Raw genomic sequence first — 12,784 nt, 5'->3', positions numbered from 1 at the left:
TGCCAGTAGGGAAGTCAACTTTGGTGGCAAAGGTGGGGGTGGTGGCGTTGGTGGGGGTGGTGTTGAGCAGGATGGAGGCAGTCTCGCTGGTGAAGTTCGATACAGCTAAGTCAGGTTTCCCGTCGCCGTTGATGTCGCCGATGCTGACGGAGGCGGGGGCACTGCCAGTAGGGAAGTCAACTTTGGTGGCAAAGGTGGGGGTGTTGGCGTTGGTGGGGGTGGTGTTGAGCAGGAGGGAGGTGGTGTTGCTGCTGTAGTTCGCCACAGCTAAGTCAGGTTTCCCGTCGCCGTTGATGTCGCCGATGCTGACGGAGGCGGGGCGATTGCCAGTAGGGAAGTCAACTTTGGTGGCAAAGGTGGGGGTGGTGGCGTTGGTGGGGGTGGTGTTGAGCAGGATGGAGGTGGTGTTGCTGATATTGTTCGGCACAGCTAAGTCAGGTTTCCCGTCGCCGTTGATGTCGCCGATGCTGACGGAGGCGGGGGAAATGCCAGTAGGGAAGTCAACTTTGGTGGCAAAGGTGGGGGTGGTGGCGTTGGTGGGGGTGGTGTTGAGCAGGATCGAGGCGGTGTTGCTGATCTTGTTCGGCACAGCTAATTCAGGTTTCCCGTCGCCATTGATGTCGCCGATGCTGATGTATCTGGGGGAAATGCCAGTAGGGAAGTCAACTTTGGGGGCGAAGCTGAGCACGCCGCTGTAGGTTTTGAGGGTGGTTTCTGTCAGAGCGAGTTTGGGCTTTTGGGGCGATGGGGGGATGAGTTGGGGGATGTCCCAGGTGCCGCCTAGTTTGCTATTACCTGTAGGTTGGGAATTAGCGGCGATGTTTGCGCCTGTGAGTTGGTTCAGTTGAGTCAGGAATTGGTGCCCGGATTTCCCGGCTGCTACGTTACAGCCATACAAGATGATGCTGGCGTTGGCACTCAGGGCGTTTCGCCACTGTTGCAACTGTTGGCTGTAGTGTTCGATGTTGCTGCTGTTGAGTTCTGTCGTGCCTAGGTACAGGTTGCCCGCGCTGCCGTGTGAGATGATGTGTAGGGTTTCGATGCCTGTATGCTGAGCTAGGAGTGTAGAGATTTGCTCTATGGCATCAGGCTTGTTTTCCAGGATGTAGGTGGCACTGCCTGGTTTGATGCCTTGGGCTATGTAGTTGCTGTCTGGTACTGTGGGGTCAAGGATGACTATTTCTTTTTGTGCGTTGCTAGTGCAACCAACCAAGGGAAGAAAAAAATTTTTGTTGGGATTAATTTTAACTAGAGTTGTCATCTGCTTTTGGTTCCAGTAGATTGCGTTGGTGTTGAGCTGCAAAGGCTCTGTAGCCCGATTTGAGTTAGGAGGCGGTAATTCTACCAGGTGGCAGATGACACGCTAGATTTTTAATTACTAGAAATCTAGCAGGATTCGAGTGTACTATCAGTGGTTGAGCTTCTTCTTTACAAAACCTTTATATTTATGGGGTTATTTTAAACAAATTATAAAAAGTCCAAATCGGGGCGAGTTTATGAGAGTATTGATTTTAGGCAAAAATTGTCTGTAAAACCCACCCCTTGTATGTTTAAAGATGTAGATTGGGATTTGACGTGTTCGTGGGGGGTGTTTACGAGATTGTTCGTTTTAGGCAATTATTGTCTGTAAAATCCGCCCCTACGGAAATAAAGATTTTATAGATTTTATGAATAACGAACAAGCCACTTTTAATACAACCCACGAACACGAGATTTTTGGCGATCGCGATTTGCCATTTTGGTTAACCCAACAACAAATCAGCCTCGCTTGCACTACCTATCAAACCAGCAGGTTAATGTTAATTGGTGCTGTGCCAGAAACGAACAGAATCTCGGGATTTTGGCGAATCTTCGATCGCGCAATGGGGCTTTACTGCACGCCGGAACGCCTTTATTTAAGTTCAAAATATCAACTCTGGCAATTAGATAATGTCTTAGAATCCGGTAAATTATACCAAGGGTACGATAAATTATATATACCAAGAATTGGTTATACTACAGGAGATATCGACATTCACGATATCGCAGTAGATAAAAATAATCAAATCATTTTTCTTAGCACTTTGTTTAATTGTATCGCTACTTTGAGCGATCGCCACAGTTGCAAACCTTTCTGGAAACCAGGTTTTATCTCACAATATATAAATGAAGACCGCTGTCATCTCAACGGTTTGGCAATGGTGGATGGGGAACCGAGATACGTCACGGCGTCGAGTCAGTCGGATGTGGTGGATGGCTGGCGCGATCGCAGAAAAAATGGCGGTATAGTTATCGATATCGAATCTAATGATATTATCGTCACAGGATTGTCAATGCCACACTCACCGCGCTGGTATCAAGACAAGTTGTGGTTGCTGAATTCGGGGAGAGGAGAATTAGGATATGTGGATTTAGACACAGGGAAATTTGAGGCAATTACGTTTTGTCCGGGATACGTGCGAGGACTAGCTTTTTGGCAAAATTGGGCAATTGTCGGACTCTCGAAACCTCGGGGAGGTGACAACACTTTTAGCGGTTTAGAATTGGATGAGCTGTTGGTAGCCAAGGATGCTGAGGCTCGCTGCGGTATGATGGTCATAGATTTGACGAATGGGGCGATCGTTCATTGGTTGCGGTTTGAAGGAATAGTCACAGAACTCTATGATGTGCAAGTGATTCCCCAAGTGCAAAAGCCGATGGCCTTGGGTTTTCAAACGGATGAAATTGCTCAGTTAATTACTTTGGAACTTTAACCGCAGATGGTGGCGGATGTACGCAGATTAGGATACAGTTTATTTAGTCACTTCGACATAAATATGTTCTAACCGCACCGGATACCGAGCGATTGAATCAATAAAAATCCCGTCGAACAGCAAAATAATCTCTTTTAATTCTAAACGTTCCGACAGCCAAAAAGCTAAATCGCTACCGTAGTGGCGGGGGATGAAACTGTATTGTTTAGCGCGGGCGATGACTTCAGCTTCTTCGTCAGTTTTTACCACGATAATTTCTTGAGCCGGAATCAGTTTTTGCAACTCCTCCAAACTGCCCTCAGCCATAATACTGTTATTCTTTAAAATTCCAATTCTCTGACACAGCCGCTCAGCTTCATCCAACAAGTGAGTTGTTAGCAAAAACGCATCCAACTGCTGAGAAGAAGGAGGCCAATTAAACCGAAACTTTTCCCAACGGGCGATCGCGTTTCCCAACCCCACCATCTTGACCAACGAGCGTTGGCGTTAACTTATGCGCCCATTTCTTCGTCTTTGCGTGTTTTGTAGTAGCAGGGTATGGCTACTTACCTATCTTATTGAATGCTTGCAACAAGTCCGAGGGACAGCGGAAATATAACAATATTTTGTCTGACTTACTTTTTACCTTCGTTTTACTGTATAGGTTCGTAGTAAGACAAAAAGCTTCATTAGTAGAACAAATAACAAAGTGTGTTACTACTATGTCTTACAAAGGAGTAAGACATAGTAGTAACACAGCTCGAAAAGACCCCACTAAAATAAACACTACAGCTTCGATGCAGTACATAGAACAACTATAACTAATGATGAATACCAAATTAGCTCAAGTTCACGCTTTAGCTAAGACAGCAAGAAGCCCAATATATAAGGAGTTAGCCAGTGTCGGGCAGTTTTATAATAGCAAGTAAAACTAAGTAAATACATAATTACCCCGGCTATATTTGTGCAGGAGTTAGTTGTTTCATCCTCATACCTAATTACATCGAAAACTCTCTATACAAACGCAAAGCTTCCGCGATTGATTTGAACGTCGTGTGGTTTGACTCTGATGAGCGCTCAAACTTCGCCGGTACTGAACAACCATTATTCAAAGCGATCGCCTTAAAATCTCATATTTTTTCAACCTTCCATCCAGCCTGATTCCCAACTTTATCGGTTCGGATAAATACGAAAGCGCCCCGCTTGAATCGATCGCCCCTGGGATTAACTCCGATAAGCGCTCTAACTTCGGCTGTCGATAGAATCCAACCGGAGGCGATCGCCTGTTCCAACGCTGCGTAATGTTGCAAAGGATCGCGAGTTGCTCCAATGTGTCGGGCGATCGCCTCAATGAGTTCAAGAAAGTTTTCTCTGTCTTGATTTATAGCTGTTGTGGCCGCAGGTTCAATCGCTTCTATTTGGAAAATTTCGGTGTGGCTGCTCTCAAAATCAGATAGGGTGCCGCCAGATTTTAGATGCTGATTTAACTTGTCCAGTTGATCCAGTTGGTCACTGGAAATTTTGCCTCGGGCTACTGGTTCGATCGATAAAGCTTTTATGCGATCGTACACAGATTGTTTGCTGCTTAGGTTGTAGCGCTCTTGCAGGCTTGCGATCGGGTAAGTTTCCATAGTCCAGTTACTTGTCCAGTTTGGTCACTGGACAAATTATACCTCTGCTTAGTCCAGTCGCTCACTGGAAAAGTGACTGGACTAAAAAAAACCTTTTTTATGGGGGATAAAAACGCCTTGCGAGACGTTTATAGACTAACACTTGAGTAACGCCTGTAATTGCTCAGCGTCCAATCCTTGCAAGCTCTCAAGTTTTTCAGTCATAACAGCCAAAAATTTCTCAAATTTTGGGCAACTGTGGCAAGAAGCTAAGTCACCGGGAAGCTGACAAGTACAATTCCAGTCTTCCGGAGCATAAAATGACCGTCTACACTCATAACATGAATATCGTTGTCTTCCATTAGCCAAACCCTTCCTTCTAATATGAGAGCTTTGACAGTCAGGACAAACCAAAGGCAATGGGGATATCGAAGATAGTTGCCAACTGGATAACGCCTCTTGTCTTGCCACTTGAGCGCGTAAATCTTTTAGTTTTAGTTGAGATTGAGCCTCCGAAAAAAGAGCATCCAATTCTTCTCGATTTTTATTGTGTAACCCACGTACCTTCTCTTTTAGAGTCGGTAGGAATTCTTGAAAAGAGGGGCAATCTTGGCATTTGGGCAAAGTTCCAGGGTTTTGACAACGACAATCGAATTTCGCTATCTCCGTAAATGAAACGCCACAGCCGCGACAAATATAGCGTCGAGTTTTATTCTCGTTGTATCCTCGCTTAACCACATGGCGAGAAGCACATTCGGGACACTGTAAGCCCTCAGATTGAGTCCTGGACGGCCAATGAGGAAGAGCCTGCTGCATCGCCACCTCAGAGCGCAGTTTAGTGAGGTTAAATAGGTCTTGGATGTTCATAAACTTGAGCTGGTAATTTAGTTTGATAGTTTTAACTCAATCGATTCAACCACACCAGACCGAACCGTAATACGCTCCACTAACAGCGGAAAAATTTTGACTTTCTCATCGTTAGAAAGCGTGTGCCAAATCGCCAAATTATTACCTGCTTGAATAATTTCGGCAGCAGTTTGATTCTCAAAATCCTTAGTTGCAAAAGGATTCAAAAGTTTTTCGATTTCTTGAAGAGTTTTAGCTTTAATCGCCTCAATATCGGGGTCAAAGGTAGAAACTTTTTCCAAGGCTTCCAACTTTTCTTGTAAAGAGCGCAATCTGGGGTTTGGCTCAGGCTCTTTTTTAGAAACCGGAGTTTCGAGATCTACTTGAATCGTAGTTGCAGCTTCCAAAAGTTTTTTGATTAATTGTTGGTCAATCAAAGATTTCCGAGTGTTTTCGGTATTGTTACAACCTTTCCCACTATGCCGGCACCCATAATATTGATATTTCGTCAAACCATCTTTAGACTTGCGTGATTTAGAAGTACATTTGCAATAGCAGGCACCACAAAACACTAAACCGCTCTGATAAGTATAGTCTCCATAGGCATCTGGCAAAATGGGATTTCTATTAAAGTTCTGGTAGTTAATCCCCTGCTTAAATTCAATAATTTTTTGAATCTCTGCTGCCTCTTCTTGCGTAATTAAACGATGTTGAGAATGAGTATCTTCAAGGATTTGCCATTGGCTTCGATCTGTTTCCTTAGTCTTTCCTTTGCCCACCGTAATCTTTTTATTGTAAACCGTGTGTCCTTGCAAGACAGGATTTAACAGCCACTTTCTCAAGCTGCTTGATGTCCAGTTGATAATGCTGTCATGTCCATTTTTTTTTGTTGGAGATTTCGTGATTCCATATTTGACGTAAATGGCTCTAATCGCCCGACTTAATCCTTTCTCCTGGAGGAAAATGCCAATACAGTCTCTGGAGATCTGTTTCACAGTTAGACTAGGCAACTGTGAAAGTTCTAATTCCTCGCCGCAAAGTTCTAAATAATTAGCAGGTCGTTCATTGAGGAGGCATAAAAAAGGACGTTCATCTAAAATATATCGTTCCTCTTTGACTTGATAGCCGAAAGGATAAGAACCGCAAGCTTTTCTCCCTTTTCGGCGATGATTATTTCCATGTCGCACTCGTTCCGAAATTTGATCGGCTTCTAGTTCAGCAAGGGAAGCTAAAAGATTTGCCATGAACTTCCCTTGAGAAGTATTTAAGTTGATATCTTGATCCAGAATTCTGAGGTTGACCCCAAATTCCAAGCACAACTGAGCTATTTCTGCAAACTTAGCAGTAGAGCGAGCAATCCGGTCGAGACGAGTCGCAATAACTTCCTTGACTTTTCCAGCTTTAATCAATTTAATCAGCTTTTGTAACTGAACGCGATCGTTTTTCCTACCAGATTGAACATCCGTAAGGGTTTCCGTCGCTCCAGCTTGCTTGAGGCGAGCTTGTTGCTGCTCCAAAGCATGAGAGTTTTGGGCTTGCTCACGAGTCGAGACTCGCGCGTAACCGAGAATTATCAAGGGTTCAGGCATAGTTTTTCCTAAGCTTTTACAATTAGTCTACCAAATTATTTGTGCATCGCCAAGACCTTTTGGAGATGCACAAACAAGCCCCTACAACCCTAAGTTTTGCATGGCTAATCGCACGAAAAATAACTTAATGGTTCTTTGATATAAATATCAAAACCATCAAGCTAGTGGAGTTTTTTGCGAATTTATGAAGGAATGTTAAGAAGACCAGTACCAGGTGATGTAGCCAGTTTTGTCTATCTCTGCTTCAATGGAAAGAATTTTGCTGGTTCGCTGAGTTTTATGAGGAACGCCTTTTCTCCAATGAAGTTCCGAATCAAACAGAGTAATCAATTTCCTTTGAGTTTTGAGATAAGTTTGCCACAGCTTTTTAAAATTGCGTTGATTTTTGTGCTTCCATAAAGCTAGAATCCAATACCCTTCCCACTCCATCTCTTTGAGGAGGTTTAGATAATCACACTCTATGGTTTCACCCGTAAATTGATCTGCCAAGAACTTTAGCCATTTGCAGCGGTGGGCACGTTGTTCTCTTTTGTCAGGCCATAAAGGTTCGGGTTTAAATGGTTTTTTTGATAAGCTGGATTGAAACTTGTCTTTTAAAAACCGCAGAAATAAGTCTTGAGAATTTTGGAAAGGGTAATCAATCCCTTCAGTTTTGGCCCATTCTCGGATTAGTGGTTCTCCGGTAACGATCAGGTCATAAACGGCTTTTTCGGCATCCGTCTCTAATTGGAGGTTTTTAAGTGCAGTTTTAGGGAGCATTTGGCTAAGAAGCTGTTCCAAATCCGCTTGGTTGGGCATGAGGTTGAAATTTTTTTGAGAAAGTAAGATAGCTTTGGCTTGCCAGTAGAGCTGGACGCATCTCATCCAATAACGCTGCGGGTTATTCTCTGGAATTAAATCAAATGAAGCGACGCTTCTAATAGCCTGTGCTAGTCCTATAAATTGAGGAGTCTGGGGGGTGTCAGGTAAATCTATGTAAATAAAAGGAATTTGGTTTCGTTGGATTCCGAGAGCTGACTCTTCAGCAATTGCTCGCTCCATCTCTCTTGCCAGAATAGTTAGGAACGGAACTCCTTTAGGGTCACGGTTTTCATTGAGAATGTCCATAAAAATTTTGTGTTGTATTTAATTTAATCCGGTTATCTCCTCCCAGACTATCACTACTTAATTTTGGTAGGATGTCCCAGCATGGAGCCTTGAGAACTAAGTTCAAAGATAATAGTTAAACTACAGATTACCGAAATTTCAGAGGCGATGAGCCAACTATCGAATTTGACAGAGCTTTACTTTATTCCAGAAGCGATCAGCTAAATGTTAAATCTGACAAGTCTTCACCTGAGCGACAATCAGATTACCCAAATCTTAGAGCCGATGGGTCAACTATCAAATCTGACACAGCTTTACCTCAATAGCTGAAGCTGCGGCGCGAGATGGGTAGTCGCTCGCCTGTGTGATTCTATGAGCTCCGTCGTGGGCGATCGAGCTGTCCCTCAAGTCGCTCACTCGCTACCCAAGTGTGATGGGAAAGTTGTGGCAATTGATGCCTGTGCTGCCACAAAAGCCGCCACAACAGCAGGAGCAATGTGAGCAGCCGGCACAGTCGAAGAGCGGGTAAAAATTAAGCCCCTTGACACCTAGAAGGCCCCATTCATAAGGGTGCATTATTTTTTTTCTGCACGTAAAAGTCCGGTTTGTACGGACAAAAACATTGCTTGCTACCGAGAGAGAACAGCCCTAACCGACCTCAACAAGCAAAGGCAGTCTCTGCACAAAAAGGCAGCAGTTTGACCGAAAAAGTCAGGCGTTTGCAGGATATTTACAGGTAAATGCAGGTAAAGTGCACCCCCTGCAAATACCTGCACTTGCCTGACTTTATACTGCAAATCCCTGACTTTATACTGCAAATCCCTGACTTTAGCTGACGCAACAATTAGCTAATTTTTAGCCCTTTTAACAACAAGTGGATTGACTTAATAGTCAAGTTGTGGCCTCGGAATTGAATAAAAAATCAAGTTGAGCAAGTGCGAAAAAATTGGCAACACAGCAGCCGTTATCTAAATTGAATAAAAAATCAAGTTGAGCAAGTGTGAGAAAATTGGCAGCGTAGCAGCCGTTATGTCAGCCTTGACAGTTGCATAAATTGCTGTTGTCGAGCCCGCGCTTTGCAATCGGTTAAACAATTATTGTCCGATCGAGCTTGAAAGTCGGGTAAGCACTATGCTCAATATTGATGAGGGTGCATTATTTTTATGTCTGCACGCATTAGTCATGGTTTGTGATCACAAAAACATTGCTTGCTAGCAAAACTAAACAGCCTTAACCAGCCTCAACAAGCAAAGGCAATCCCTGCACAAAAAAGCAGTAATTTGGCAGGAAATTGCAGGCGGCAAGCCGGATATTTTCGGGTAAATACAGGTATTTGCAGGGGGTGCAAATACCTGCACTTGCCTGACTTTATACTGCAAACGCCTGACTTTATACTGCAAGTGCCTGACTTTAGCTGATGCAACAATTAGCTAATTTTTTTGGTGGCGGCTTCGAGCGACGGTGCGAGTCGCGAACAGATAAGTCTGCTGGCGGGCGATCAAGTTACCGCATCAACCCGATCGCCTGGTTCATTCCGTGTCAGCACGAAGAAATCAAAAAACGGGGCAACGATCGGCAATCTGCTTGAACCGGGCAAGTTCTGCCTCGCCGACGATCGCGTAAGAAATTTATATTAATGGTTCTATCCCTTCTAGCCGTAGGAAATATACGCGACCGGATGCGTCGCCTGCGACAATTGTGGCTCCATCGGTGCAACAACGCAACAGGCGATTGGGCGTAAGCGTGTTTATTGATGCCTACATCAGTTTGATTTTGAGGTAAAACGGAGACAACTAGCCAAAAGTCACTGAAACCGGACAATTTTGTGTGGTTTTTTATTGACTGTCAAAATTAGCAGGAACCCTCCGAGCGTCGGCGAATCAGTTCGCCTATCCGCTCACGCACTACGGCATCCTCAGAGGCTAGCCAAGCGGTAATGGTGGCGACACCGTACCGAGTCCCCGGCGCACCCCAGCCAAACATCTGTGTAATCAGGGTTTGAAGCTGTTGTGGGTAGTATTCGGGCCACCAAACAGTCGCAATTTCTCGCAATTTTTCGGCATCGGCGGGGGCGATTAATTCCGGCTCTGGCACGGGTTGCAAGGATTCTGGTTCTTGCGGATTGTCGGTAAGTGCGAGAGGCTCCGCCGATAGCGCAGAGAATGTCGTCCGCTCCGATTCGGTTAAAGTGGCCCAAACTTTCTCGCGGTTTGCAGCTCCCCTGGCACAGACATCTTTGAGAATTGGCAGAATGTCGGCCGCTGCCTGTCGTGCAGCTTCGGGGTCGGGTTCTGCCGTTGCCACACGAATCATCTCTACCAGGTTGAGCTCATCTTCGTTGAGTTCTGCGGGATTCGGTGACGGATTCGGTGACGGATTCGGTGACGGATCACAATCGGCTACTGGCAAGGGTTCGGGCGATGGTGACGGATTCACCGATACCTCATTATCTGCATTGCTGATAACACTCTCGTTGACCTCGACGGGAGCTTTTTTTATTTCTGTTTGTATTTCGACATTTTCTTCCCCTTGAGATAAGGGTTTATCCGTCACCGAAGCTGTAATCGTCTCTGAGTAAAGGTTCTGACCCGTCACCGGAACCGTCACCGACCCGTCACCGCATCCGTCACCAGCTTTGCAGCGCAATTGCAATTCGTAATCGTAGGTCGGGATATGCTCGTCTGCTTTGGTTCGGAGACGCAAACCTTTGATGATTTTGCCTATCTTGGTATGCGCTTTTTCTATCTGCCATCCGAGGATTGTGCTGGCGCATTCAATTAGATTGGGGCTGAAGTTCTTCACCGCCTGCGGTTTGTGGCCCTGGTCTGCACAGTATTGGTGGTAAGCCTGATAAAGCGTACCTTCAGCATTAGGGGAATCCCCTATGCTGGTTTGAGCGAATGGGTCTAATATCAATTTGTCATTGAGGAAGCCGGCCACACTATCCTCCCGAATCTTGCTCTCCCAGAATTGGGCCCCAATCTCAGGAATATCCATCACACCACGCAAGGTATTCTCCACCCAAGCATCATCAAGTGAGAGCAGGTAATTGGTAAAAGCGGCCAGTTCTGGCAGGAATTCCTTGTCCAAATCCCGACGGGTTCCGACGGCAGCGCTAAAAGGCACAGAGATTGTACGGCGGGCCATGCCACTGCCTGAATCAGCGCCGAAAATAGGGAACTCTGAGGCGACAACAACCATGCCTTCAAACTTGAATTTAAAAGGTTTCTGACCCTTTTCTTCAGCCCGCAGCCAATCCCCGCCCGTCACCTGTTTGAACTTGCCTAGCGACCGCGTTCCTCGGTTTTCATCTGGGAATATTAGCAGCCGTTTACAGTAAGCTTGGGCTGCTTCAAAGCGATTGTTGCACCAATCCTCTAAAGTGCTGCTGTGCGTATTTTCTATTCCAATTAGCGCTACTAACAACCGAATAAATGTACCCTTTCCACTGCCTCCGATACCGATTAAGTGCAAAAACTTTTGGACTTCCGCTCGGCCTTTAAGAACAGCAGCAGCAAAGGCTAACAGAAGATTCTGCACATGAATGTTGCCGTGTGTGGCAAAGTCTAGCCATTGTCTGATTTTTCCCCACTCAGTATCGACAACTGAGTGCGGGCGTGGCAACGCCCATGTGAATTTGTAGCCGGGAGAATGGGGATATAATTTGCCAGTAGCAATCTCTAAAGCTCCATTCTGAAAGGGAAGTAAGCCAGCTTTCGACTTCCATTTCCGCTCTATTAATTCATGTCGCAGGAAACGTTTTACCGAGCTGACGTAAGTTGGCGGTAGGTTTGTTAAGCCCTTAGATTTGATGATTTGGTAGATAATAGATTCAACGTATTCATCCGTTTCTGGACTCCAAATACCCGTTGTATCGGCTTCGTAGTGATACCAGCAAAGCACTTCATTGTTGAAGGCAAGCTTATCTCGATAATCCTCTGCTATCTCTCTCGACATCGCATCAGCGCTAGGGAATTTGCTTTTCTTCTCGCCATCGGCATCACCCTCTTTCTCGCCAAATAGTTTGGCTTTGGTGAGGATTGCTCGGAATTCCTCAATCCCTTTGTGCTGAATAAAATCGTCCATCCCTTTAAATTCACCGTTCGGGCCTTTCTCCCAGTCGCCTGTGACACTTCTCACAGGCACATTGAATTTAGCCAATTGCTTGGCCAATTTCCGCTCGGCTGCGCGGACATTTTGATTTGTAGCAGCGTCAGCGTCAAAGCCAATAATAAAACCAAAACCAGCTTCTGCAAGCCTTCTCAGTGCGGCTACTAGGAATCGCTGATTTTCGGGGTCGCGGGCTTTACCTGTGAGGCCTTGCTCTACTCCCAGCAAGGAAATCGTAGGGATACCATTCGAGCACCCAGCAAGGGCTTTGAATACTCCCTCAGTAATCAGGATGTAGGGTACATCATTGATATAGAAAGCTTCTCGCTTTAGGGCTTCAATCTCCCAGTAGAGCGGGTTGTCGGGGGATGGGGGTAGGAGTGCATCAAATTCTCCGCTTGGGGAAAGGTATTTCGGGGGTTCCTTTTTACCTCGCTTCGGCTCCCGGATATCGGGTCGGTATTGTACTTGCCCATCTTTCCCCATAAATAGGAGGCCCGGCGATTTTACTGAATACCCCAAATAATGTGAAGCTTGGGCGATGCTGGCACTGTGGCAGCAGGCGCGGACCCAATCATTGAGTAAGCCTCTACCTGAGATGTGGGCTTCGTGGTCGGCGGTGAGGGATTTTTTGTCAATGCTGCATAGCGTTCCTAACCCCTTCACATCCGGCGTGGATTGCGCGGTATCAAGTCCTTGGCTTTCTTGTGTAGATTGTGTGGTACTCATTACGCCGCACCCCCGATCACAGCTTCAAAATCAACAGCAGAAAATTCCCGGTTAGTTGTCGTATTTAGCGGGGAATATAGTGAAATTGAGTTACAGCGTAGGT

The 12,784-nt window shown here is 45.6% G+C and carries 11 protein-coding genes; 4 read left to right on the top strand and 7 right to left on the bottom strand.

Annotated features, from left to right (window positions below):
• Positions 1 to 1,261: DUF4347 domain-containing protein (locus QT979_RS23265; protein WP_333311827.1), on the bottom strand; the 1,261-nt coding region annotated here is incomplete at its 3' end.
• Between the two features lie 406 nt (positions 1,262 to 1,667).
• On the opposite strand from QT979_RS23265, the gene QT979_RS23260 reads away from it, so the two are divergent.
• Positions 1,668 to 2,732 carry a TIGR03032 family protein gene (locus tag QT979_RS23260; protein ID WP_333311826.1) on the top strand — a complete coding sequence of 355 codons (1,065 nt, stop codon included), beginning with the start codon at positions 1,668 to 1,670 and terminating at the stop codon, positions 2,730 to 2,732.
• A gap of 39 nt (positions 2,733 to 2,771) precedes the next feature.
• Here the strand turns inward: QT979_RS23260 and QT979_RS23255 are convergent, their stop codons facing one another.
• The 5 genes from QT979_RS23255 to QT979_RS23240 form a co-directional block, all read right to left on the bottom strand.
• Positions 2,772 to 3,197, bottom strand: a complete 426-nt coding sequence (locus QT979_RS23255; protein WP_333311825.1) for a hypothetical protein — start codon at positions 3,195 to 3,197, stop codon at positions 2,772 to 2,774.
• A 644-nt stretch (positions 3,198 to 3,841) separates the two neighbouring features.
• Complete coding sequence (locus QT979_RS23250) at positions 3,842 to 4,342, bottom strand: hypothetical protein (RefSeq protein ID WP_333311824.1); 501 nt, start codon at positions 4,340 to 4,342, stop codon at positions 3,842 to 3,844.
• A 135-nt stretch (positions 4,343 to 4,477) separates the two neighbouring features.
• Positions 4,478 to 5,137: a transposase gene (locus QT979_RS29115; RefSeq protein ID WP_445304809.1), complete on the bottom strand. Its 660-nt coding sequence runs from the start codon at positions 5,135 to 5,137 to the stop codon at positions 4,478 to 4,480.
• 68 nt (positions 5,138 to 5,205) lie between these two features.
• Complete coding sequence (gene xisF / locus QT979_RS23245) at positions 5,206 to 6,756, bottom strand: fdxN element excision recombinase XisF (RefSeq protein ID WP_333311823.1); 1,551 nt, start codon at positions 6,754 to 6,756, stop codon at positions 5,206 to 5,208.
• 195 nt (positions 6,757 to 6,951) lie between these two features.
• Positions 6,952 to 7,863, bottom strand: a complete 912-nt coding sequence (locus QT979_RS23240) for a hypothetical protein (protein WP_333311822.1) — start codon at positions 7,861 to 7,863, stop codon at positions 6,952 to 6,954.
• Between the two features lie 204 nt (positions 7,864 to 8,067).
• On the opposite strand from QT979_RS23240, the gene QT979_RS29110 reads away from it, so the two are divergent.
• From QT979_RS29110 to QT979_RS23230, 3 genes are all read left to right on the top strand, one after another.
• Positions 8,068 to 8,172 carry a leucine-rich repeat domain-containing protein gene (locus QT979_RS29110; RefSeq protein WP_445304808.1) on the top strand — a complete coding sequence of 35 codons (105 nt, stop codon included), beginning with the start codon at positions 8,068 to 8,070 and terminating at the stop codon, positions 8,170 to 8,172.
• 42 nt (positions 8,173 to 8,214) lie between these two features.
• Entirely contained in the window at positions 8,215 to 8,343 is a 129-nt protein-coding gene (locus QT979_RS23235; RefSeq protein ID WP_333311821.1) for a hypothetical protein, read from the top strand.
• 916 nt (positions 8,344 to 9,259) lie between these two features.
• On the top strand, positions 9,260 to 9,430 hold the full coding sequence (locus QT979_RS23230; protein WP_333311820.1) for a hypothetical protein: 171 nt from the start codon (positions 9,260 to 9,262) through the stop codon (positions 9,428 to 9,430).
• Between the two features lie 263 nt (positions 9,431 to 9,693).
• On the opposite strand, the gene QT979_RS23225 is transcribed toward QT979_RS23230, so the two are convergent.
• Positions 9,694 to 12,681 carry a phage/plasmid primase, P4 family gene (locus tag QT979_RS23225; RefSeq protein WP_333311819.1) on the bottom strand — a complete coding sequence of 996 codons (2,988 nt, stop codon included), beginning with the start codon at positions 12,679 to 12,681 and terminating at the stop codon, positions 9,694 to 9,696.
• Between the last annotated feature and the right edge of the window lie 103 nt (positions 12,682 to 12,784).

Origin of the sequence: Microcoleus sp. w2-18bC1 (genome assembly GCF_036700365.1) — a bacterium.
Classification (GTDB): domain Bacteria; phylum Cyanobacteriota; class Cyanobacteriia; order Cyanobacteriales; family Microcoleaceae; genus Microcoleus.
The sequence above is the reverse complement of the archived record's forward strand: the minus strand, read 5'-3'. Positions and strand labels throughout refer to the sequence as shown.